The following is a 21,464-nucleotide window of genomic DNA, read 5'->3' on the forward strand; positions in this document are numbered from 1 at the left end:
CCGGCGCCCGAAGCCTTTTCATCCGTCTTCCCGGTGCCCCGTCCGGCGGCCGGCACACCCGTCGACTTCCGGCTCCGACGCTTCGACCGGCGTGAGGTGCGTCACGTCCCCGACGGGGGCCGGTCCCCGGGACGACCGGAGTGTCGGTGGGCCCGAGCCGTATCGGCTCGGCCTCCAGGGACGTCAGCGCGTCCACGACGCCCTGCCGGGTGAGGTCCTTGTCCTCGCACGCCTGCTTCAGGGCCGCGCCGAAGGCGGAGGCGGCGCTCCACCCGGCGGCCACGCCGTTGTCGAGGACGTCGTCGGGGTGTGCCTTGGAGTACTCCCGCGCGAGCCGGGAGGGCTCCGGCTCCTTCGAGCCGATGGGCAGCGTGGAGGCCGCCACGTAGTAGTCCTTCTGCAGGACCCGTCCCGCCTGGGTCTCCAGCAATTGCGGGGCGAAGGCCGAGTTGTTGCCGACGATGGGCACGTTCAGGCCGCCGGCCGCCGCCACGCCCACCAGGGAGGCCGCCTGCCGCGGCCCGGCGCTGATCAGCACGGCCTTCACGCCGGCCTTCTTGAACGCCGCGACCTGGGCGGACATGTCCTCGTCGGTCGGCTTGATCTTCTGCTCGACGATGGTCAGCCCGGCCTTCTTCGCGGCGTACCGCGAGCCCTCCAGGGCGTTCTCCCCGTAGTCGCCCTCGAAGTAGACGTGGCCCACCCTGTCGCCCTCGGCGATCCTCTTCTCCGCCAGCAGGAAGTCGATCGCGTTGACCGTCTCCACGTCGTAGGTGGCGCCGATGGTGCGGACGTACGCGCTGCCGAGCAGGTCGGCGGACCACGCCTGGGGCAGCACCAGCAGCTTGTGCTGCGTGTCGATCCGCTCCTTGACGGCGCTGACGAACGGCGAGCCGAGGAACTGCACGAAGCCCACCACCTTGGGCTGGAGCTCGGTGTAGGCGGGGATGGCCTTGCCGGCGTCGTAGCCGTGGTCGCGGACGGTCAGCTCCAGCTTGCGTCCGCAGATCCCGCCGTCGGCGTTGATCCGCTCGATGTAGAGCTGCTGAGCCTGGGTGACGCTCTTGCCCAGGGAGGCGTAGACCCCGGTCATGTCGGTGAGGGCGCCGATGTGGATGGTGTCGTCCGTGACGCCCTTGTCGGTCTTCACTCCCCCGGCGCCCGTGCCGCCGGTGTCCCCGTCCGTCGCCTTGCCGCTGCATCCGGCGACGATGAGGGTGACGGCGACCGCGGCGGCCACCGCCGCCGTGCGTGGTGTGCGCATCTTCATGGTCTCTCTGCCTCGTCTTTCTCGATGGGTCCGCGACGGGCGGCGAGCCGCACCAGGCCGCCCGGCAGGAACAGCACGACGGCGACGATCGCGGCGCCGTACAGGTAGCGGGACACCTCGCCCGGGGAGACCCCGCCCGTGCCGGGGGCGGAGACCAGGGGCAGGACCTCGCTGTAGCGGGTGAGGATCTGGGGCAGCAGCGTGACGAACGCGGCCCCGACGACGGCCCCCGTGACCGAGCCCAGACCGCCGATGACGATCATCGCCAGGTACTCCAGGGAGAGGATGAAACCGAAGTACTCGGGCACGGTCTGTTGGAAGACCAGGGCCAGCAGCACCCCGGCCAGGCCCGCGTACATCGAGGACAGGACGAAGACCGCCGCTCGGTGGCGGGCCACAGGCACGCCCATCACCCCGGCCGCGATCCGGTGGTCGCGGATGGCGTTCATCGCCCTTCCGGGACGGCCGCGCAGCACCCCGCGGGCGAAGAGGGCGCAGCCGGCCAGCAGGAGCAGCCCGACGTACCAGAGTTTCTCCATCGCCTGGAACGGCACGGCGGCGACGACCGTCTCGCTGTCGTCGAAGGTGAGGCCGAACAGCGACAGCGGCGGTACGGCGCGGCCGTTGTAGCCGCCGGTCAGGTCGTGGGCGTTGAACAGCACGTGCTGCCCGATGAAGATCAGTGCCAGGGTGGCGATGCCCAGGTACGCCCCGCGCAGCCGTCCGGCGATCGGGCTGAACACACCGCCCGCCACGCCCGCCAGGAGCACCGCGAGCACCACCGCCGCCCAGCTCGGCAGTCCCAGTCCGACCGGCTCCCCCGCGCCCTCGCCGTCGCCGGCCAGGACGCAGTAGCCGTAGGCGCCGACGGCGAGGAAGAAGGCGTGGCCGAGGGAGAGTTGGCCGGTGGCGCCGGTCAGCAGGGTCAGCCCGATGGCGCCGATGGCGGCGGCCATGGCCAGCAGCCCGGCCTGGAGCCAGAAGCGGTCGACGTAGAAGGGCAGGGCGAGCAGGACCGGACTTCCCGCCGCCGCGTACGCGGCCCGGCGGCGGGAGGGGCCGACGCGCGTGGCGCGCCGGCCGGCGGGCCGGGGCCCGGCCGGTGGAGCGGTGATCTCGGACGCGGCGGCCCCGGACGCGGCGGCCCCGGACGCGGTGGCCCCGGACGCGGTGAGTGGTGTGGTGGGTTCAGACACGGGCGAGCTCCCTCGTTCCGAAGAGTCCCGCCGGACGCACCAGCAGCACCAACAGCATCACCAGGTACGGCGCCAGGTCGCCGATGCCCCGGCCCAGGAAGGTCAGGTCGCTCTGGTAGCCGGTGGCCAGGGACTGGGTGACGCCGATGACCAGCCCGCCGACCAGGGCGCCGGTGGTGGAGTCCAGGCCGCCCAGGATCGCGGCTGGGAACGCCTTCAGGGCCGCCAGGGAGGTGCCGCGCTCCAGGCCGGGGGTGGGGAAGACGGTCAGGAACAGGGCGGCGACCGTGGCCAGTCCGCCCGCCACCGCCCAGGCCGACAGCGAGACCCGGCCCAGCCGAATGCCCATCAGCGCCGCGGTCTCCGGATGCTCGGCCACCGCGCGCGTCGCCACGCCCCAGGAGGTGAGGCGGAAGGCGAGCAGGAAGGCGGCGATGATCAGTCCGGCGGTGACGAAGGCTGCCACCCTGGTGTGCGGGACGCTGACCCCGCCGAGGGTGAGCACCCCGTCGCCCCACGGGTCGCCCATGGGGTACACGTTGGAGCCGATCCGCCGGGTCAGCTCCGCGAGCAGGACGATGTCGACGCCGATGGTGACGATGGCGAGCACGCTGTGGTCGCGTCCGCGGTAGCGGCGGATCACCAGGAACTCGATCAGCGCGCCCAGCAGCGCGGCGCCGGCGACGCCCACGACCAGGGCCGCGAGGAAGCCGATGTCGTCCCTGAGCACGGCGGTGACGTAGCCGCCGGCCAGCAGCAGGGAGGCGTGGGCGAAGTTCACCACCTCGGTGGCCCTGAAGACGATCACGAAGCCGAGGGCGATCAGGGCGTAGACCGCGCCGATGGACAGCCCGTTCAACAGCAGTTCCACGAAGGTCGTCACGATGCCGCCGCCTCCTGACCGAGGTAGGCGCGGACGACCGCGGGGTCGCGCTGCACCGCGTCGGGCGGGCCGTCGGCGATCCTCCGGCCGAAGTCGAGCACGGTCACCGCGTCCGCGAGCCGCATCACCACCCCCATGTCGTGTTCGACCAGGACGATCGAGATGCCGAGTCCGTCGCGCACGCCCGCGATGACCGAGGCGGTGCGGCGACGTTCGTCGGCGGTCATGCCGGCCACGGGCTCGTCGAGGAGCAGCAGCCGGGGTTCCATGCACAGCGCGCGGCCGAGTTCCACCAGCTTCTGCAGCCCGTACGGCAGCGCTCCGGCCGGGTGGTCGAGGTGCCCCTCCAGGCCGGTGAAGGCGGCGATCTCCCGCACCCGTTCGCGGTGCCGGGCCTCCTCGCGGGCGGCCGAGGGGAGTCGGAGCCCCGCGGCGAGGAACCCGGACCGGGTCAGCCGGTGGCGTCCCAGCATCAGGTTGTCGGCGACCGTGATGTACGGGGAGAGCGCGATGTTCTGGAAGGTGCGGGCCACGCCGCGGGCGGCGATCTCGTGCGGGGGCAGGCCGGTCAGCTCCTCGTCGCCGAGGCGGACGCTGCCCGAGGTCGCGCGGTAGACGCCGGAGAGCACGTTGAAGGTGGTGGACTTGCCCGCGCCGTTGGGGCCGATGACCGCGTGCACGCTGCCGGGCTCGACGGTGAAGGAGACGCCGTCCAGGGCGGTGATCCCGGCGAAGCGCACGGTCAGGTCGCGCACCCGCAGCGGCGGGACGTCCGGGGCGGGGGCCGTCACGCCGACCACCTGCGCAGGACCGGGGCGGCCGGGACGGGCTCGACGGCGGTCCCCTCGGGGGCGGCGGCGCCGTCGTCGGCGATCCCCAGGTAGCGGCGGCGCACCTCGTCGGAGGCGGCGAGTTCGTCGGCGGGTCCGGCCAGGGCCACCTCGCCGACCTCCAGCACGACCGCCGACGAGGCCAGTCGCAGCGCGATGGCGGCGTTCTGCTCCACCAGCAGCACCGAGGTGCCCCGGGCGTTGATCTCCCGCACGGTCTCGGCGATGCGGTCGGCCATCAGCGGGGCCAGGCCGAGCGAGGGCTCGTCCAGGAGCAGCAGCCTCGGACGGGCCATCAGGGCGCGTCCCATGGCCAGCATCTGCTGTTCGCCTCCGGAGAGCAGCCCTGCTCTCTGGTGCGCCCGGTCGGCCAGCACCGGGAACAGCTCGTGGACCCGTTCCCGTGCCCGCGCCGCCTCCCGGCGGCCCCCGCGCGCGCCCAGGGCGCCGGCGCGGAGGTTGTCGGCCACCGTCATCCGGGCGAACACCTGCCGTCCCTCGGGCACCTGCACCACTCCCGCGGCCACCACCTGGGCGGGGGTGAGGCGGTCCAGACGCCGTCCGGCGAAGGTGATCGATCCGGAGCCGATCGTTCCGCCGTGGAAGCTCAGGGTGCGCGAGACGGCCCTCAGCAGGGTCGTCTTGCCGGCGCCGTTGCCGCCGAGGACGGCGACCACCGCGCCCTCGGGTACGTCCACGGAGACCGCGCTCAGCGCCCGTACCGGGCCGTAGCCCACGGACACCTCCCGGACCTCCAGCGAAGCGGCCGTCATCGGCCCTCCTCTTCTTCCGACTTGCTCGCCGGTGGGCTCCACCGGGATCACGGCGCTCACCCCAGCACCGGCCGCGGCGCCCGTCCACGGCTGGCGGCCGGATCCGGTGCCCGTGACCAGAGGTGCGCGGACGGGGTTGTGCACCGGCACAGCGGACGCGGCGGCTCCGCCGTGGGACGGGTCCGTGACGTGCGAGAGCCCGGACCACACGGGGTGGTCCGGGCTCTCTCGCTCCGGGTCGTCACGGGCCGATTCGTCGCGGGCCGGAGTGTCGCGGGCCGGGCCGTCACGGGCCGGGGGTGTCGGTCCTTCCGGGTCCGCCCCGGCGTGTCGGGGCCGGAGTCGTCACCGAAGGTGTTCGACCGCCAGCCGCTCGGCGACCCGCTCCAACAGGGGGCCCGCCTGCGCCATGCAGACGGCCGGGTCCGGTTCGACGTCGGTGAGCGCGTACGCCGCCTCGATCCCGGCGGCCCGCAGCTCGTCGTCGCCGATGGCCAGGCGTCCGCACACCGCGACCGTGCGGCGGCCCGCCCGGCGCGCCGCGGCGGCCACCCCGGCGGGGGCCTTGCCGCGCAGGGTCTGGGAGTCCAGCGAGCCCTCGCCGGTGATCACCAGGCCGGCGCGGTCCAGGGCGGCGTGGAAGCCCAGCACCTCCATCAGCACCTCGACGCCGGGCCGGAAGGCCGCGTCCAGGGCGACCAGCGCCGCGTAGCCGACACCGCCGGCCGCGCCCGCGCCGGGCTGTTCGGCGCACCGGGCGGCGCGCGGCCCGAGGGTCGCCTCCAGCACCCGGACGTAGTGGGCGAGGGCGGCGTCCAGGGCCGCGACGTCGTCGGCGTCGGCGCCCTTCTGCGGGCCGTAGACGGCCGCGGCTCCCGCCGGTCCGGTGAGCGGGTTGTCGACGTCGCTCGCCAGGATGATCCGGGTGTCCTTCAGCCGGGGGTCCAGGCCCGTGAGGTCCGCCGTGGCCAGCCGGCCCAGCGGGCCGCCGCCCGGTCCGAGCGGCTCGCCGCGTTCGTCCAGGAAACGGGCGCCGAGCGCGGCGAGCATGCCCGCGCCGCCGTCGGTCGTCGCCGAGCCGCCGACGCCGAGGACGACGGTGCGCGCGCCCGCGTCGACGGCCGCCAGCAGCAGTTCGCCCGTGCCGTAGGTGGTGGCCGACAGGGGGGCGAGGACGCCGTCGGGCAGTTTCCGGAGCCCGGAGGCCTGGGCCATCTCCACCACGGCGGTGTCGTCCCGCAGCGCGTAGGAGGCGGTGACCGCCTTGCCCAGCGGTCCGGTGACCGCCGTCTGGCGGAGCGCGAAGCCTCCGGCGACCGCCGCGGCGACGGTGCCGTCGCCGCCGTCGGCGATGGGCAGCGCCTCGACCGCCACGCCGGGGCGGACCCGGCGGAGTCCGGCCGTGACGTGCTCGGCGACCTCCGCGGCGGTGAGGGAGCCCTTGAACTTGTCCGCGGCGATCAGCACGCGGCCTGTCTCGGTGTGTGTTCCGTCCACAACGTCTCTCTTGTTCTCGAACAGGCTGTCGCGCCGCCTTGACCCTACCGATTACCGGGCAGACGGGACCACGGGTGCGCCACGGCATGTCCTCCGTCCCGTCGGCGTGCCCCCACAGCGAAAGACGCCATTCACACCATAGTGAGACGATATGAGTACCGATGTGACCGCCTCCTCCCAGGTCCCCGAGCCGGAGACCCCCCATGAGGACCCGCCGCCGGACGTCAAGGTGATCGTCATCGGTGTGGTGACGGTGCTGGCCGCGGTCGCCTGGGCGGCCATCGGCACGGACTCCTTCTCCAGAGTCACCGACACCGCCCTGGACTGGGTGCTGGACAACTTCGGCTGGCTGTTCACCGTGGCCGCCGACCTCTTCCTGGTGCTGTGCGCGGTGTTCGCGATCAGTCGCTTCGGCCGGATCAAGCTGGGCAAGGACACCGACGAGCCGGAGTTCGGCAACCTGGCCTGGATCGCCATGATGTTCAGCGCCGGCATGGGCATCGGCCTGATGTTCTACGGCGTCGGCGAGCCGCTGACGTACTACGCGGACCCGCCGCCCTTCGGCGACATCGAGAGCGGAAGCGGCGCCGCCGAGCGCACCGCGCTGGAGTACTCCTTCTTCCACTGGACGCTGCATCCCTGGGCGATCTACGGCGTGGCCGGCCTCGGCCTGGCCTACGCCACCTTCCGCAAGGGCCGGGGCAACCGCATCAGCTCGGTCTTCGTCCCGCTCATCGGCGAGCGCCGCGCGAACGGCTGGCCGGGCCGGATCATCGACCTGCTGGCCGTCTTCGCGACCGTCTTCGGCACGGCCACCAGCCTGGGCCTGGGCGCCCTCCAGGTGGCCAAGGGCCTCAACCTCACCGTGGGCTGGGAGGACACCAGGGAGCTGGAACTGCTGGTCATCGCGGTGCTGTCGGCCGCGTTCGTGCTCTCGGCCTTCTCCGGACTGCACCGGGGCATCAAGTGGCTGAGCAACCTCAACGTCGGGCTCGCCGCGTCGTTGATGCTCTTCGTCTTCCTGCTCGGCCCGACGGTGTTCATCCTCGACGCGATCCCGGCCGGTGTCGGCGCCTACCTCCAGGACCTGATCGGGCTCTCCTCCCGGACCGGCGCCTTCGGCAACAAGGAGTGGCTGGGCACCTGGACGATCTTCTACTGGGCCTGGTGGCTGTCGTGGGCGCCGTTCGTGGGCACCTTCATCGCCCGCATCTCCCGCGGCCGTACGATCCGCGAGTTCCTCATCGGGGTGCTGCTGGTGCCCAGCGGGGCGACCGTCGTCTGGTTCTGCGTGATGGGCGGCAGCGCCATGCGCCTGGACGCCACCGGCGAGGCCGACATGGTCGGGAAGCTGGAGGGCGGTGTGGAGGCGGCGCTGTTCGGCCTGCTGGACGCGCTGCCGCTGGGCACGGTCACCTCGGTGATCGCGATGATCCTGGTGATGGCCTACTTCATCACCAGCGCCGACTCCGCCTCCCTGGTGATGGGTTCGCTGACCTCCGGCGGCGCCCTCCACCCGCGTAGCTGGCTGGTCGTCACCTGGGGCGTGCTGATGGCGGCGGTGGCCGCCGTGCTCCTGCTGGCGGGCGGCCTGGAATCCCTCCAGGCGGGGACGATCCTGGTGGCCCTGCCGTTCGCGCTGGTGATGATCACGCTGTGCTGGGCGCTGACGAGGGAGCTGCGCGCGGACCCCGGCGCCGGGCCACCGCGCCACCACCCGCTGTACGGGATCCGAGAAGCCGTCCGACGCATGGTCGGCGAGGCCATCGGCGAGCACACCGACCGCCGGAACCGGGAGCGGTCCCGGCGCAACGGCCCGAGTCGGACCTGACGCCGTGTGCGCGGGCCCGGGGAACGTCCCCGGGCCCGCGCGCGTGTCCGGCGTGTGCTCAGCCCTCCTCGACCTTGGGCGCGAGCTGGATCTCCCGTAGCCGCGCGTCCGTCTCGCCCGTACGCTCCTCCGTGCGGTGCCCGCGGGCGACGTAGTCGCGCACCACCGCCTCCACGGCGTCGCGCGGATCGCCGATCCCGGCCAACACCATGACCTCGACGACCAGTTCCGCGTCGAGTTCGACCTTCACCTTCGCCATGGCCGTCCCGCCCCCTTTCCGTCAACCTCGATTGACGATCTCTTGGTGTCATCCTAGGTTGACAGCATGGCAGGACCGGAGGCAAGGGAAACGGTCGACACCGCGAAGGCCGCCATGGACCACGACCCCCGCGTGGGGCTGCGGGCGGTCGCCGCGCTGCGGCGGCTGGTGGAGCGCCTGGAGGCGCTCCAGGTGGACAACGCGCGCCGGCAGGGCTGGTCCTGGGAGGAGATCGGGACCGCCCTCGGCGTCAGCAGGCAGGCCGTGCACAAGAAGCACGCGAAGAGATAGGGCCCGACGGAACGCGGGGTGCGCCGGCGCGCCCCGCGCTACCCGCGTTCGCGCAGGCGCCTCCAGACCGCCTTCGCCGCGTTGTGCCCCGACATCCCGTGGACGCCCGGCCCCGGCCAGGTGGCCGACGAGCACAGGTAGACGGCCGGGTGGGCGGTGGCGTACGGGACGCGGGCGAGTTTGGGGCGCAGCAGCGCCTGGAGCCCGCTGAAGGCGCCGCAGGCGATGTCGCCGCCGACGTAGTTGGCGTTGCGGGCGGCCAGCTCGGGCGGGCCCGCGGTGGCGCGGGCCAGCACCAGGTCGCGGAAGCCGGGCGCGAAACGCTCGATCTGCCGCTCGATCACCTCGGTGGCGTCCCCGCTCCAGCCGCGCGGCACATGGCCGTACGCCCAGAAGACGTGCTTGCCCTCCGGCGCGCGGCCCGGGTCCACCAGGGTGGGCTGGGCGGTGATCAGGAACGGGGTGTGGGGCCGCTCGCCCTCGACGGCGGCGTGTAGCGCGGCGGTGATCTCCCGGCTGGACGGGCCGATGTGGACGGTCCCGGCGCGGCGGGCGTCGGCGGAGGTCCACGGGACCGGCCCGTCCAGGGCGTAGTCGATCTTGAAGACGGAGGCGCCGTACCGGAAGCGGCGGTAGGCGTCGCCCAGCCCGGCGATCCGCGCCAGCGCGGTGGGCGAGGTGTCGAAGACATAGGCGCGGGCGGGAGGCAGCTCGTCCAGCCGCCTGACCTCCACCCCGGTGTGGACCTCGCCCCCCAGGTCGCGCAGGTAGGCGGCGAGCGCGTCGGAGATCGCCTGCGAGCCGCCGCGCGGCAGCGGCCAGCCGACCTCATGCGCGGCCAGCGCGAAGACCAGGGCGATGCCGCCGGTGGCCGGCGAGGTCGGTGCCGCGATGGCGTGGGCGGCCAACCCGAACATCAGCGCGCGGGCCCTGTCGTCGTGGAAGCGGCGCGTCAGCCAGTCCACCGGCTGGAGTCCCAGCAGCCCGAAGCGGGACAGGGTGACCGGATCGCGGGGCAGCCCGTCCCACGGCACCTTGAAGAAGTCCGGGACCAGGGTGTGCCAGCGCCCCAGGAAGGGCGCCACCAGACGCCGGTACCGCCCCGCGTCGCGCGGCCCGAACGAGACGGCCGTCTCGGCCTCCGAACGGGAGAGCACCCCGGCCGTGCCGTCGGGGAAGGGATGCGCCAGGGGCAGTTCGGGGTGGAGCCACTCCAGCCCGTACCGGTCCAGCGGCATCGCGGAGAAGGCCGGCGAGCCGACGCCCAGGGGGTGGACGGCCGAGCAGGGGTCGTGCCGGAAGCCGGGGAGGGTCAGCTCCTCGGTGCGCGCCCCTCCCCCGACGGTGTCCAGCGCCTCGAACAGCTCCACCGAGAAGCCGCGTCTGGCCAGTTCGACCGCGGCGGTCAGTCCGTTCGGCCCGGCTCCCACCACGACCGCGTCACGCATCGACGGCATCTCGGCTCTCCCCTCACCCTCGAGGTCGGCTGGCGGAAGCCAGTAGGGAGAGGATACGACGCACCGTCACCTCGTCCCGTGCGGCGGTGAAGGGCAGGGCGTTGCCGCCGGCGAGGCGGAACGGCTCCCCGGTCAGCGTGGCGTGACCGCCGCCCGCCTCGGCCACCAGCAGCAGGCCGGCGGCGTGGTCCCAGGCGTTCTCCCAGGAGAAGGCCACCGCGTCCAGCGCGCCGCGCGCCACGTTCAGGTACTCCAGTCCGGCCGAGCCGCACGGCCGGGGCGCGACCCCCTCGACCTCCAGGCCGAGCAGGGCCCGCTTCTGCGCCTCGGTGGTGAAGTCCGGGTGGGAGCAGGCGACCTCCAGCACCGCCCCCGGCTCGGGGGCGCCGGAGCGCAGGGGCTCGCCGTTCAGGTGGGCCCCCTCGCCCCGCCGGGCGACGGCCAGCTCCTCGCGGGCCGGCGCGTACGTCCAGGAGGCCAGCACCTCGCCGCCGTGGGCCAGGGCCACCAGGGTGCAGAACCCCGATTCGCCGTGGACGAACTGCCGGGTGCCGTCCACCGGGTCCACGATCCACACCGGGGCGTCGCCGCGCAGCGCCTGGTACGTCACCGGATTGGCGTGCACCGCCTCCTCGCCGACGACCACGGAGCCGGGCAGCAGCGCCGTGAGGTCGGCGGTCAGCCGCTCCTCGGCGCGGTGGTCGGCGATGGTGACCAGGTCGTGCGGGCCGGTCTTCCGACTCACCTCGTCCTCGCTCAACTGCCGCCAGCGGGGCAGGACCTCCTCGGCCGCCACCTTGCGGACGGCCTCCTCGACCGCTGTCACCAATGCGTCACTGATCATCCATCCATGGAAGCACGTCACCCGGCGGTCCCGTCGGGCGGTGTGCGGCCATGGGGTGAGCGGTGCGTTCCGCGCGGGGCGGGCCGCCGGTCGGCGGAAGCGCTTTCGAGGGCCGGTCGCCCGGCTGCGTAGGCTCGATGCCATGAACACGGACGGGACGGACGCGGTGACCGGCCACAGGCCCCTGGTGGCGATCCTCAGCGGAGCGGGGATCTCCACCGACTCCGGGATCCCCGACTACCGGGGCCCCGCGGGGGTGTGGCGCACGGACCCCGACGCCGAGAAGCTCGTCACCTACTCGTACTACATGTCGGACCCGGAGATCCGCCGCCGCTCCTGGCGGATGCGGCTGGAGGGCCCGGCGCTGCGGGCGAGACCCAACGCCGCGCACGAGGCGGTGGTGCGGCTGGAGCGGTCCGGGGTGCCGGTGCGGGTGATCACGCAGAACGTGGACGGGCTCCACCAGATGGCCGGGATGCCCGACCGCAAGGTGCTGGAGCTGCACGGCACCGCGCGGGCCGTGGTGTGCACCGGGTGCCACGCGCGCTCGGAGATGGCCAAGGCGCTGGATCGGGTACGGGCCGGGGTCGAGGACCCGGCGTGCGACCGGTGCGGCGGCATCCTGAAGTCGGCCACCGTGATGTTCGGGGAGGCGCTGGACCCGATGGTGCTCGCCGAGGCGGTGGCCATCGCCAAGGCGTGCGAGGTGTTCGTCGCGGTGGGCACCAGCCTCCAGGTGCAGCCCGCCGCGTCGCTGGCCGAGATCGCGGCCGAGCACGGCGCGCGTCTGGTGATCGTCAACGCCGAGCCCACCCCGTACGACCGGCTCGCCGACCGGGTGGTCCGCGAGCCGATCGGACGGGCCCTGCCCGCCCTGCTGGAGGAGCTGGCGGAGGGCCGGGCAGAGGACTGGGCGGAGGGCTGAGGGCGGAGCGCGTCAGCGCTCCCGCCGCCCCGCCCGGGTGGCCCAGGCGTGCAGCGACTCGTGGTGGCCGGCCTCGTCCAGGTTCATCGCGGCCTCGATCAGGGCCAGATGGGTGAAGGCCTGCGGGTAGTTGCCGAGCATGGTGCCGTCGGCCGCCTGCTCCTCGGCGAACAGCCCGAAGCGTCCCGCGCGGGCGCACAGCTCCTCGAAGCGCTCCCGCGCCTCGTCCAGGCGCCCGGCCAGGACGAGCGCCGAGACCATGTCGAAGGAGCACAGCAGGAAGCCGCCCTCGGGCCCTTCGAGGCCGTCGGCGGTGGCCCGGGGGTCGTAGCGGTGGACGAGCGGGCCCTCTCCGAGCCCCTCGGCGATCGCGTCGATCGTGGACAGCACCCGGGGGTCGCGGCCGTCGAGGAAGCCCAGCAGCGGGATCCGCAGCAGGGAGGCGTCGAGGTTGCGGGAGCCGTAGGACTGGACGAAGGCGCCGACGGTCTCGTCGTAGCCGTGGGTGAGGATGTCCTCGCGCAGCTCGTCCCGCTGTGCGCGCCACTTCTCCAGCGGCTGCCCCGTGTCACCGGTCAGTTCGGCGAGACGGATGCCGCGGTCCAGACAGACCCAGAGGTAGAGCTTGGTGCTGGTCCAGTGCCGAGGCTCGTCGCGGATCTCCCAGATGCCGTGGTCCGGCTCCCGCCACCGCTCGCACGCGGTGTCGACCACCGAGTAGACGACGGCACGCTCGTCCGCGTCGAGCCCGGCGCCGGCCCGGTCCCCCACGCCGTCCTCGGAACCGGCGGTGACCTGCTGGAACACGAAGGCCGCGTCCAGGATCTGGCCGTAGACGTCCAGTTGCGTCTGCTCGTGGGCGCTGTTGCCCACCCGCACGGGGCGGGAACCCAGATACCCCTCCAGATGGTCCAGCGTCCGCTCGGTGGTCTCCGTGCGTCCGTCGATGTCCAGCATGGGGGTGAGCACGCCGCGCGAGGCGGTGGGGTGCCGCAGCAGACCGCGCAGGTACGCCCCGGCCTCCGCCCGGTGGCCCAGCCGCATCAGCGCCAGGACCACCAGGGCGGCGTCCCGGTGCCACAGGTAGCGGTAGTCCCAGTTCCGCTCGCCGCCCGGCCACTCCGGGAGGGAGGTGGTGGGCGCGGCGACGAGGGCGCCGGTGTCGCTGGACATCAGGGCGCGCAGCACCACGGCGCTGCGCCGCACGTGGTCCGCCGCGTAGCCGTCGTAGGACATCGTCCGCGTCCAGGCGTGCCAGGCCTCCCTGGTCTCCCGGAGCAGCCGGTCGGCGTCTCCGACGTCCAGCGGGCCGCGCCACCGTCCGTCGTACCCGAGGACGACGGCCAGGGCCTCCCCGGCGCCGAGTTCGGCGGTCACCTCCGCGTCGCCGTCCGCGGTGACGGCCGGCCGCGGACCGGCCTCGCCGCCGGGGCCGGCCGCGGCGAGCCACAGCCCGGCGCCCTCCTCGGCGAGGGCGCCGGTGCCCGGACCGGCGGTCCACTCGGCGGTGCGGCGCGCGTACTCGGGCCTGGCCGACAGCAGGTGCCGCACCCGTACCCGCCCGCGCTCGCACCGCAGGAGGCGGACCAGGAGGCCGGTGGGGACGAGTCCCCGGTGCTCCTGCGCACCCGGCGGGCGGGCCGCGAGGAAGTCGTACCCCACCGCCGCGCCCGAGCGGGAGTCCCAGCGGGTCTCCAGCACCGGCGCCGTGTCCTCGTAGTGTCGGTCCGCCGGCTCGGCGCCCTCGACCCGCAGTTCCCACGCCCCGCCCACGGCACGGTCCAGCAGCCGCGCGAAGACGCTGTCGGAGTCCACCCGCGGGGCGCACAGCCACTCCACGGCGGCGTCCGGTCCGACCAGGGCGGCGGTGCGGCAGTCCGAGAGGAAGGCGTACTCGCCGATCGGCGGATACGTGCCCGCGTCGGGCCGCTCCCCGGCCGTCACGGGGCCAGCTCCGGCAGGACGTCGGCGCCGAACGCCTCGATGAAGGCGGCCTGGTCCCGGCCCACCTGGTGCAGCATGATCTCGTCGAATCCCGCCTCCGCCTGATCGGCCAGCCAGGCGGTGTGCCGCGCCAGGCCCTCGGAGACGTGGACGTAGGGCTCGACCCGGTGCGGTTCGACGAACCGGGCCGCCTGCTCGAAGTGCTCGGGCCGCGGGATCTCCCAGCCGACGTCGCTGCCGAAGATCGCCTCCCGCCACTGGTCGTGGGCGGCCTCCAGCGCCGCCTCCCGATCCGGCGCCCAGGACACGTGCGCCTGGAGCACGGCCGGGCCCTTTCCGCCCGCGTCCCGGTAGGCGGCCAGGGTCTTCCGCTGGGCGCCGTCCGGCTGGTTGACGGTGGCCAGGCCGTCCGCCCAGCGCGCCGCCCGGGCCGCGGTGGCGGGGGTCACCGCCGCGGCGAACAGGGCGGGCGGCCGCTCGGGCAGCGACCACAGGCGGGCCTGGTCGACGCGGACCAGTCCGTCGTGCGAGACGGTCTCGCCGGCGAACAGGGCGCGCATGATCTCCACGCACTCCTCCAGGCGGCGGGCGCGCGCCTCCTTTCCGGGCCAGGGGGCGCCGGTGATGTGCTCGTTGAGCGCCTGTCCGGTGCCGAGCGCCATCCACAGCCTGTCCGGGTACATCTGCGTCAGCGTCGCCGCCGCCTGGGCGAGCACGGCCGGGTGGTAGCGCTGGCCGGGGGCGGTGACGACTCCCATCGGAAGGGAGGTGACGGCGAGCGCCGATCCCAGCCAGGCCCAGGCGTGGCCGGAGTGCCCCTGGCGCGAACTCCAGGGCTCGAAGTGGTCGGAGGACATGCCGCGGGAGAACCCGGCGTCCTCGGCCTGCTTCAGCAGCGAGAGCAGTTCGGCCGGCGGGAACTGCTCGTGTGAGGCGTGGAAACCGTAGCGTGTCATGCCCCGTCCCTCCTTTCTCCGGCCGCCGGGCGGGCGGGCCCGTCCGGCCCCGCGTCTCCTCGCCGACGTGTCCGGCGGTCTCCGGCGGTGTCCGACGCCGTGCGCACCGTTCGGTCTTTTCACACACGTCGCACACGTTGACTTTCGGTCTCAGCGTTCCCCGGAAACCGGGCGGCATGACGGCAGCCGGGTCACGCGGGTGGCAGGCCGGGGAGCTCGCAGATGCCGCGCGGCAGGAAGTGGCCATGTCCGGCGCGTCCGACGTACTCGCCCCGGTCGAGGACCACCTCGCCGCGCACCAGGACGGTCTCGACCCGCCCGGTGACGCGCATCCCCTCGTAGGCGGAGTAGTCGACGTTCATGTGGTGGCCGGCGACCGAGAGGGTGTGGTCGGCGGTCGGGTCGTAGACCACCACGTCGGCGTCCGCGCCGGGGGCGAGGGTGCCCTTCCGCCCGGCCAGGCCGAACATCCGCGCCGGGGCGGCGCAGGCGAGTTCGATCCAGCGCCGGCGGGAGAGGCGCCCGGCGACGACGCCCTGGTGGAGCAGGTCCATCCGGTGCTCGACGCCCGGCAGTCCGCTGGGGATGCGGGTGAAGTCGCCGTGGCCCTGTTCCTTCTGGCCGGCGAGGTTGAACGGACAGTGGTCGGTGGAGACGACCTGGAGGTCGTCGGTGCGCAGCGCCCGCCACAGGGCCTCCTGGTGCCCTTCCCCGCGGGGCCGCAGCGGGGTGGTGCAGACGTACTTGGCGCCCTCGAAGCCGGGGCGGGCGAGGTCGTCGGCGGAGAGGAAGAGGTACTGGGGGCAGGTCTCGCCGTAGACCGGCAGCCCCTTGTCCCGGGCCGCCACCAGCTCCTCCACGGCCTGTCGCGCCGAGACGTGCACCACGTACAGCGGCGCTCCGGCGACGCGGGCGAGCTGGACGGCGCGGTGGACGGCCTCGGCCTCCAGCAGCGGGTGGCGGACCTCGCCGTGCCGGCGGGGCTCGGTGTGACCGGCGGCGAGGGCCTGGGCGGCGAGGACGTCGATGGCGATGCCGTTCTCGGCGTGCACCATGATCAGGGCGCCGTTGTCGGCGGCGCGTTGCAGGGCGCGCAGGATCCGTCCGTCGTCGCTGTAGTGGACGCCCGGGTACGTCATGTACAGCCGGAAGGAGGTGATGCCCTCCTCCACCAGCAGGTCCGTCTCCCGAAGGGTGTCGTCGTTCACGTCGGAGAGGACCATGTGGAAGGCGTAGTCGACTGCGCACTGCCCGTCGGCCTTGGCGTGCCACAGGTCCAGTCCCTCGCGGAGGCCGCGACCGCGGCCCTGGACGGCGAAGTCGACGACGGTGGTGGTGCCGCCCCAGGCCGCCGCCCGGGTGCCGGTGGCGAAGGTGTCGGCGGAGAAGGTCCCGTCGAACGGGAAGTCCAGGTGGGTGTGGACGTCGACGCCACCGGGGACGACGTACCGGCCGCCGGCGTCGATGACGCGATCCGCCGTCCAGCCCTTCGCGCAGGCGCTGCCGTGCGCGGCGAGGGCGGCGATCCGCGGCCCCTCGATCAGGACGTCGGCGTACAGCTCCTCGGCGGCGGTGACGACGAGTCCGCCGCGGACGACCGTACGGCTCATGCGCCCATCTCCTTCGAGGTCGCGCCAAGGCGGCCCCGAGTGCGACGGTAGGTCCGCTCACCCGCCGCGGCAACCCGACGGCGCGGGCGTCACCGCCGCCGTGCCCGCCGCGTCACGGACGGTTCCCGCACCGCCCGGTCGGAACGCGTGATCGCGCCGCCCGCACCCGGGCCCCTGTCATGCACCGGACGGAAACGCACGTGCGCCGCTACGCTTCCGCCCCATGGACGACAACCTGCGCGAGATCGTGCTGGGCGTGCTCGCGGCCGGCGTCACCACGTCGCTCGGCTGGTTCGGCCGCACCTGCCTGTGGCGCCGCCGACTCCGCCGCACCCAGCGCTTCCTGGGACTGCCACCCCACTCCGAGTGCCTGCTCGTGGTCGGCCGCCAGGCCGGCACGGGCGAGGGCGCGGTGGCCCGCGAGGACGTCTTCGCGCTGATGGAACTGTCCGCCCTGATCAAGGACTGCGGCGCGCACGCGCAGGTGCTCTCCCACGACACCGTCCGCCAGGGCTTCGGCGAGCGCACCGAGTTCTGCATCGGCGGCCCGGTCGCCAATCACCGCACCGCGGCCCACCTCCACTCCCTGCTGCCGGGGGTCCGGATCGACGTGTCCGCCGGACCGGGCCCGGACCAGGGCGCGTTCACCATGGCGGCGAGCGGTACCGCGCGGAGAAGGGGTCGGTGGAGCACGTCCTGCCGGCCCGACTCACCGCGGGCGAGGGCTCCCGCCCGGTCTTCGTCGCCTGCGGGCAGCGGGCCGTCGCCAACCAGGCCGCCGCCCGCCACCTCGCCCGCCACCACACCGAGCCGGCCCGCACCTACGGGGTGGACGGCACCTTCTGCCTGCTGTTGAAGGTCGTCAACTCCCATGCGTACGGACCCGACGTCGTCGAGCCGGTCGCGGACGTCACCCAGGCCGCCACCGCCCCGTCACCCGCGCCCTCCCCGTCGGGCGGCGGGAGACGCCGCGCCAGGAGCTGACGGGAGCCGCGGCCGGTGACGTCCCGTCGTATTTCTGGAGATCGCGGGACGACGGTGTGTCGATCTGTCGATGATGTCGCCGACGACGCCCCACCAGGCGGAAAACCGCCTTCTACCCTGTTGACCTAGGTACTGACCCAGGTGCGAAAGACCACTCCCCGTACCCGGTACAGGCGGCAGCACGGAGAGGATTCCCGGATGGGCGACAGCAGACCGGTCTACCAGCGGATAGCCGACGACCTGCGCCGGCAGATCGACGAGGGCCTCCTGGCCGTGGGGGCCCGGATACCGTCGCGCTCCGAGCTGAAACGCGCCTACGCCGCCAGCGACCAGACCGTGGACCGCGCGGTGCGCGTGCTCAAGGCGGCGGGCTACGCGGAAGGGCAGTTCGGGCGCGGGGTGTTCGTCACCGACCGCCGCCCCCTGGGGAACCTGCTGCGGACCGGCGAGACGGTGGACTCCCCGTTCGCCGCCCGGATCGACGCCGGGGCCGCCACGGCGTCGCTGCTGTGGGAGGCCACCTCCGCCACCACGGCCGCCCCGCCGCGCATCGCCGAACGGTTGGGGATCGCCGTGGGCGACCGCGTGATGTGCACGCAGTACGAGTACCTGGCCGACCGGCGTCCGCTCCAACTCGCCACGAGTTGGGAGCCCTTGGCACTCACCGAGGGCACCGAGGTGGTCTTCCCCGAGCGCGGCCCGTACGCCCGCCGCGGGGTGCGCGAGCGGTTCGCCGCCATCGGGATGCGGGTGACGGGGGCCACCGAACTGGTGGGCTCGCGCCCGGCCACCACCCTGGAGTCGGAGGCCCTGGGCTGTTCGCCGGGGCAGTGCGTGACGGTCATCGAGCGCACGCACCACACGGCGGACGGGCGGGCCGTGGAGACCTCCGACATCGTGGTGCGGGCGGACCGCTGGCGGCTGGAGTACCGCATCGCCTTCGCCGACTGACCGGCCACCCGGCCGCCCACGACCGGGCGGTCGCGGGCACGGCCCCGGACCCGACGACGCGACCCCGAAGACACAGCCCCGACGACGCGGACCCGGCCCGGAAGCCGCACGACGGACGGGCCCTACGCCTCGGACGCCTCCGCGTACATCTGCGACAACTCCGGGGTGCCGCTGAGCGCCCACTCCCGGCCGGCCTCCACCACGTCGAGCTCCCGACCGGAGGCGAGCCGCACCACCGGGCGGCCACTGGGCCACACCTGCCACCGTGCCCCCGGCACCGTGCGGACGACGACCGTGCCCAGGTACAGGCCCGCGTCGTTGCCCAACCAGAGCAGTATCTCCGGATCGTCCCGCCACAGCGGCAGGAGTTGGTCGAGGGCGGCGAGTGACTCGACCGTGTCGTCCAGTTCGATCCCCGCCGCCCCGGCCTGCGCGCGCAGCAGTTCGCACTCGGAGAGGAGCTGCGCCACTCCCTCGGCGTCGCGCGGGTCGTCTCCCACCACCGCCACGCCGCGGGACTGCCCGTACCGCTTGCGCCAGTTGTCCAGGAAGGGGATGTTCATGCGACTCAGGGTGTCACCACCGGCGCGGTGAACACCACAGGCACGCGGAGGGCCGTGCGGCCCGCCGCCCCTTCCGACGACGGACGTCACACGGCCCTCACATCCCACACCCGTGGTTCACACCTCGAGATCGACCACGACCGGGGCGTGGTCCGAGGCGCCCTTGCCCTTGCGCTCCTCGCGGTCGACGTAGGCGTCCTTCACCGCCGCCTCGAAGGCCGGGTTGCCGTAGACCAGGTCGATGCGCATGCCCTTGTTCTTGGGGAAGCACAGTTGCCGGTAGTCCCAGTAGGTGTAGGGGCGGTCGTACTTCAGCGGACGCGGCACGACGTCGGCCAGGCCCGCCTCCCGCAGATCGGCCAGCGCCTGCCGCTCGGCCGGGGTGACGTGGGTGGCGCCCTCGAAGACGGCCGGGTCGTAGACGTCCTCGTCCGTCGGGGCGACGTTGTAGTCGCCGAGGACGGCGAAGGGCCCCTCCCCCGTCTCCCTCTCGACCAGCTCCCGCAGGGCGGCGAACCACCGGAGCTTGTACTCGTAGTGGGGGTGGCCCACCTCGCGGCCGTTGGGCACGTACACCGACCACAGACGCACCCCGCCGCAGGTGGCGCCGACCGCGCGGGGCTCCCGGACCCCCTCGTACTCCGGCCCGCCGGGCAGGCCGACGACCGGCTCCTCCAGGCCGACCCGGGAGAGGATCGCCACACCGTTCCAGCGCCCCGTGGCGTCGATCACCGCCTCGTAGCCGAGCTCGCGCAGGGGCTCGGCGGGGAACGCCTCCGCCGTGCACTTCAGCTCCTGCAGGCAGAGCACGTCCGTGCCGGTGTTCTCCAGCCAGGCCAGCAGCCGCGGCAGCCGGGAGGTGATCGAGTTGACGTTCCACGTGGCGATGCGCATGGCAGCGAATCTACCGCCCGGCGCCGACATCCCAGGAAGAGACCGGGGGTGGGCCGGGCGGTCCGCGGCGGACGGGGCGTTCCCGGGCGCTCTGTGGCGTCCGCTCAGAGCGTGGTGCTCTCCCCGGGCGCCAGCCGCACGTGCTCCGCGTCGCCGATCCCGGGGCCGTTCGGGCCGAGCATCCGGCCGTAGACCGCGTACCCGAAGTTCGACAGCAGCCCGTCGTGGACGTCGTACGCCACCCTCGGGCCCACCTCGCGAACGTAGTCGACGACCTCCGAGAGCTTGCTCCAGGGGGCGTGCACCGGCAGCAGCAGGGTGTCCACCGGGCGGTCCGGCACGGTCAGGGCGTCACCGGGGTGGAAGACCGCGCCGCCGGGGGCGCCGGCGTGGGTGACGGCGTAGCCGACGTTGGTGATGCGCGGGATGTCCGGGTGGATGACGGCGTGGAGTTCGCCGTGCACCTCCACCTCGAAGCCGGCGGCGGTGAAGGTGTCGCCGTTCCCGACGGTGTGGACGCGCCCGGGGAAGGCGGCGGAGAGCTGCTCGGCGACGCTGCGCAGGGTCCAGACCTCCGCCGCCGGGTTCGCCTCCAGCGCGGCGCGCAGCCTGGCCTCGTCGAAGTGGTCGGGGTGCTCGTGGGTGACGAGGATCGCGTCGGCGCCGACCGCGGCGTCCTCCTCGCTGAAGCCTCCCGGGTCGATGACGAGCGTGCGTCCGTCGCGGTGCAGGGCGACACAGGAGTGGCCCTTCTTCGTGAGCTCCATGGGGCCATTGTGCTCCCTGTGCTTCCCGTGACGCCGGACGGTGGGCGCGCGGTCGAGGGGCCGCCGATCGGGTCGGCCCCCACTGGCGTGGCACGGAGCGCGCCGGGAAGTCCCCAGGCCCCGGGCCGCCGGGCCGGCCGCGCCGAACGCTCCAGCGTCGGCTACCGGGGGCGCCTCCCGGTCGGAGGCCGAGGGACCACCTGCACACCGCCGTCGACGACCACTCCCGCCCGGCCTACAGCGAGATCCTGCCCGACGAGGGGTAAGGAGACCGCCACCGGCCTCTGGATCCGGACCCACACCTTCTTCACCCGGGTCGGGGTCACCGTCGAGCGGGTGCCGACCGACGACGGCTCCTGTTACCGCTCGCGCGACTGGCGCGACCTGCCGGCGGCGGCCGAGATCGCCCACCGGCGAACCCGGCCCTGTCGGCCTCAGACCACCTCAGGCCAACGGCAAGACCGAACGCTTCAACCGCACCCCGCTGGAGGAGTGGGCCTACACCCGCCCCTACCGCTCAGAGCAGGAACGGCGCGGCGCCTTCCCCGGATGGCTGCACACCCACAATGACCACCGCGGACACACCGCGCTGAAAGGCCACCACCCGCCGGCCGCGTCCCCGACCTCACAGGGCAGTACAGCTAGATGAATGAGTCCGATGTCTTCAGTGGTCATAGGCGATCAGGGATCGCTTGACCGGGGCGCCGGTGGTCCAGTTGTGCCAGATGGCGGTGGCCAG

At 73.7% G+C, this 21,464-nt stretch carries 18 protein-coding genes and 3 pseudogenes; 6 read left to right on the forward strand and 15 right to left on the reverse strand.

The window, feature by feature from the left end:
* Positions 1-31 precede the first annotated feature (31 nt).
* The 6 genes and pseudogenes from IF47_RS29590 to IF47_RS0118060 all read right to left on the reverse strand — a co-directional run.
* Positions 32-1,270, reverse strand: a pseudogene (locus IF47_RS29590) (ABC transporter substrate-binding protein); the annotation flags it as partial.
* Positions 1,267-2,466 carry a branched-chain amino acid ABC transporter permease gene (locus IF47_RS0118040; protein WP_078591929.1) on the reverse strand — a complete coding sequence of 400 codons (1,200 nt, stop codon included), beginning with the start codon at positions 2,464-2,466 and terminating at the stop codon, positions 1,267-1,269. The gene IF47_RS0118040 and the pseudogene IF47_RS29590, both read right to left, overlap by 4 nt.
* Positions 2,459-3,349 carry a branched-chain amino acid ABC transporter permease gene (locus tag IF47_RS0118045; RefSeq protein ID WP_031509848.1) on the reverse strand — a complete coding sequence of 297 codons (891 nt, stop codon included), beginning with the start codon at positions 3,347-3,349 and terminating at the stop codon, positions 2,459-2,461. Before IF47_RS0118045 ends, IF47_RS0118040 begins: the two co-directional genes overlap by 8 nt.
* Complete coding sequence (locus IF47_RS0118050; RefSeq protein ID WP_037732852.1) at positions 3,346-4,149, reverse strand: ABC transporter ATP-binding protein; 804 nt, start codon at positions 4,147-4,149, stop codon at positions 3,346-3,348. Before IF47_RS0118050 ends, IF47_RS0118045 begins: the two co-directional genes overlap by 4 nt.
* Complete coding sequence (locus tag IF47_RS0118055) at positions 4,137-4,952, reverse strand: ABC transporter ATP-binding protein (RefSeq protein WP_031509850.1); 816 nt, start codon at positions 4,950-4,952, stop codon at positions 4,137-4,139. Before IF47_RS0118055 ends, IF47_RS0118050 begins: the two co-directional genes overlap by 13 nt.
* 345 nt (positions 4,953-5,297) lie before the next feature.
* Positions 5,298-6,449: a glycerate kinase gene (locus tag IF47_RS0118060; RefSeq protein WP_245641154.1), complete on the reverse strand. Its 1,152-nt coding sequence runs from the start codon at positions 6,447-6,449 to the stop codon at positions 5,298-5,300.
* Positions 6,450-6,600: 151 nt separating this feature from the next.
* Between IF47_RS0118060 and IF47_RS0118065 the strand changes: the two genes are divergently transcribed.
* Entirely contained in the window at positions 6,601-8,280 is a 1,680-nt protein-coding gene (locus IF47_RS0118065) for a BCCT family transporter (protein WP_031509852.1), read from the forward strand.
* Positions 8,281-8,338: 58 nt separating this feature from the next.
* Here IF47_RS0118065 and IF47_RS0118070 read toward each other — a convergent pair whose 3' ends face one another.
* Entirely contained in the window at positions 8,339-8,539 is a 201-nt protein-coding gene (locus tag IF47_RS0118070) for a type II toxin-antitoxin system VapB family antitoxin (protein ID WP_031509853.1), read from the reverse strand.
* A 66-nt stretch (positions 8,540-8,605) separates the two neighbouring features.
* Here IF47_RS0118070 and IF47_RS0118075 point away from each other — a divergent pair, with 66 nt between their 5' ends.
* Positions 8,606-8,830 (forward strand): hypothetical protein, encoded by a 225-nt coding sequence (locus IF47_RS0118075; RefSeq protein WP_031509854.1) that lies wholly within the window; start codon positions 8,606-8,608, stop codon positions 8,828-8,830.
* A 38-nt stretch (positions 8,831-8,868) separates the two neighbouring features.
* Here the strand turns inward: IF47_RS0118075 and IF47_RS0118080 are convergent, their stop codons facing one another.
* Both IF47_RS0118080 and IF47_RS0118085 read right to left on the reverse strand, forming a co-directional pair.
* Entirely contained in the window at positions 8,869-10,287 is a 1,419-nt protein-coding gene (locus tag IF47_RS0118080; RefSeq protein WP_031509855.1) for a phytoene desaturase family protein, read from the reverse strand.
* A gap of 13 nt (positions 10,288-10,300) precedes the next feature.
* The gene (locus tag IF47_RS0118085) at positions 10,301-11,131 is read right to left on the reverse strand and encodes an inositol monophosphatase family protein (RefSeq protein ID WP_031509856.1); all 831 of its coding nucleotides are present in this window, start codon (positions 11,129-11,131) and stop codon (positions 10,301-10,303) included.
* A 142-nt stretch (positions 11,132-11,273) separates the two neighbouring features.
* Between IF47_RS0118085 and IF47_RS0118090 the strand changes: the two genes are divergently transcribed.
* Positions 11,274-12,056 (forward strand): SIR2 family NAD-dependent protein deacylase, encoded by a 783-nt coding sequence (locus IF47_RS0118090; RefSeq protein ID WP_031509857.1) that lies wholly within the window; start codon positions 11,274-11,276, stop codon positions 12,054-12,056.
* A 12-nt stretch (positions 12,057-12,068) separates the two neighbouring features.
* Here IF47_RS0118090 and IF47_RS0118095 read toward each other — a convergent pair whose 3' ends face one another.
* The 3 genes from IF47_RS0118095 to hydA form a co-directional block, all read right to left on the reverse strand.
* On the reverse strand, positions 12,069-14,000 hold the full coding sequence (locus tag IF47_RS0118095; RefSeq protein WP_106982594.1) for a glycoside hydrolase family 15 protein: 1,932 nt from the start codon (positions 13,998-14,000) through the stop codon (positions 12,069-12,071).
* Complete coding sequence (locus IF47_RS0118100) at positions 13,997-14,956, reverse strand: TIGR03885 family FMN-dependent LLM class oxidoreductase (protein WP_031509859.1); 960 nt, start codon at positions 14,954-14,956, stop codon at positions 13,997-13,999. The genes IF47_RS0118095 and IF47_RS0118100 overlap by 4 nt, the downstream gene beginning before the upstream one ends.
* Before the next feature lie 191 nt (positions 14,957-15,147).
* Positions 15,148-16,566 carry a dihydropyrimidinase gene (gene hydA, locus IF47_RS0118105; protein ID WP_031509860.1) on the reverse strand — a complete coding sequence of 473 codons (1,419 nt, stop codon included), beginning with the start codon at positions 16,564-16,566 and terminating at the stop codon, positions 15,148-15,150.
* A 223-nt stretch (positions 16,567-16,789) separates the two neighbouring features.
* On the opposite strand from hydA, the pseudogene IF47_RS27965 reads away from it, so the two are divergent.
* Positions 16,790-17,550 (forward strand): annotated as a pseudogene (locus IF47_RS27965) (hypothetical protein).
* A gap of 198 nt (positions 17,551-17,748) precedes the next feature.
* Positions 17,749-18,501 carry a GntR family transcriptional regulator gene (locus IF47_RS0118115; RefSeq protein ID WP_031509861.1) on the forward strand — a complete coding sequence of 251 codons (753 nt, stop codon included), beginning with the start codon at positions 17,749-17,751 and terminating at the stop codon, positions 18,499-18,501.
* A gap of 122 nt (positions 18,502-18,623) precedes the next feature.
* Here IF47_RS0118115 and IF47_RS0118120 read toward each other — a convergent pair whose 3' ends face one another.
* The 3 genes from IF47_RS0118120 to IF47_RS0118130 all read right to left on the reverse strand — a co-directional run bounded on the left by IF47_RS0118120 (position 18,624) and on the right by IF47_RS0118130 (position 20,725).
* A complete protein-coding gene (locus IF47_RS0118120; protein ID WP_031509862.1) occupies positions 18,624-19,064 on the reverse strand; it encodes a DUF6278 family protein in 441 nt (146 codons plus the stop codon).
* Positions 19,065-19,181: 117 nt separating this feature from the next.
* Positions 19,182-19,958, reverse strand: coding sequence for an exodeoxyribonuclease III (locus IF47_RS0118125; RefSeq protein ID WP_031509863.1), 777 nt, complete (start codon positions 19,956-19,958; stop codon positions 19,182-19,184).
* Positions 19,959-20,062: 104 nt separating this feature from the next.
* On the reverse strand, positions 20,063-20,725 hold the full coding sequence (locus tag IF47_RS0118130) for an MBL fold metallo-hydrolase (RefSeq protein ID WP_031509864.1): 663 nt from the start codon (positions 20,723-20,725) through the stop codon (positions 20,063-20,065).
* A gap of 197 nt (positions 20,726-20,922) precedes the next feature.
* Here IF47_RS0118130 and IF47_RS30780 point away from each other — a divergent pair.
* Positions 20,923-21,370 (forward strand): annotated as a pseudogene (locus IF47_RS30780) (integrase core domain-containing protein); the annotation flags it as partial.
* Positions 21,371-21,464: the final 94 nt, after the last annotated feature.

This window comes from Streptomyces megasporus (assembly GCF_000718985.1).
GTDB lineage: Bacteria > Actinomycetota > Actinomycetes > Streptomycetales > Streptomycetaceae > Streptomyces > Streptomyces megasporus.

Bases quoted from the DNA above. Each gene is read 5' to 3' on its own strand.
- IF47_RS0118055 (WP_031509850.1), bottom strand. From the start codon at position 4,952: ATGACGGCCGCTTCGCTGGAGGTCCGGGAGGTGTCCGTGGGCTACGGC.
- IF47_RS0118065 (WP_031509852.1), top strand. From the start codon at position 6,601: ATGAGTACCGATGTGACCGCCTCCTCCCAGGTCCCCGAGCCGGAGACC.
- IF47_RS0118070 (WP_031509853.1), bottom strand. From the start codon at position 8,539: ATGGCGAAGGTGAAGGTCGAACTCGACGCGGAACTGGTCGTCGAGGTC.
- IF47_RS0118075 (WP_031509854.1), top strand. From the start codon at position 8,606: ATGGCAGGACCGGAGGCAAGGGAAACGGTCGACACCGCGAAGGCCGCC.
- IF47_RS0118080 (WP_031509855.1), bottom strand. From the start codon at position 10,287: ATGCCGTCGATGCGTGACGCGGTCGTGGTGGGAGCCGGGCCGAACGGA.
- IF47_RS0118085 (WP_031509856.1), bottom strand. From the start codon at position 11,131: ATGATCAGTGACGCATTGGTGACAGCGGTCGAGGAGGCCGTCCGCAAG.
- IF47_RS0118090 (WP_031509857.1), top strand. From the start codon at position 11,274: ATGAACACGGACGGGACGGACGCGGTGACCGGCCACAGGCCCCTGGTG.
- IF47_RS0118100 (WP_031509859.1), bottom strand. From the start codon at position 14,956: ATGACACGCTACGGTTTCCACGCCTCACACGAGCAGTTCCCGCCGGCC.
- hydA (WP_031509860.1), bottom strand. From the start codon at position 16,566: ATGAGCCGTACGGTCGTCCGCGGCGGACTCGTCGTCACCGCCGCCGAG.
- IF47_RS0118115 (WP_031509861.1), top strand. From the start codon at position 17,749: ATGGGCGACAGCAGACCGGTCTACCAGCGGATAGCCGACGACCTGCGC.
- IF47_RS0118120 (WP_031509862.1), bottom strand. From the start codon at position 19,064: ATGAACATCCCCTTCCTGGACAACTGGCGCAAGCGGTACGGGCAGTCC.
- IF47_RS0118125 (WP_031509863.1), bottom strand. From the start codon at position 19,958: ATGCGCATCGCCACGTGGAACGTCAACTCGATCACCTCCCGGCTGCCG.
- IF47_RS0118130 (WP_031509864.1), bottom strand. From the start codon at position 20,725: ATGGAGCTCACGAAGAAGGGCCACTCCTGTGTCGCCCTGCACCGCGAC.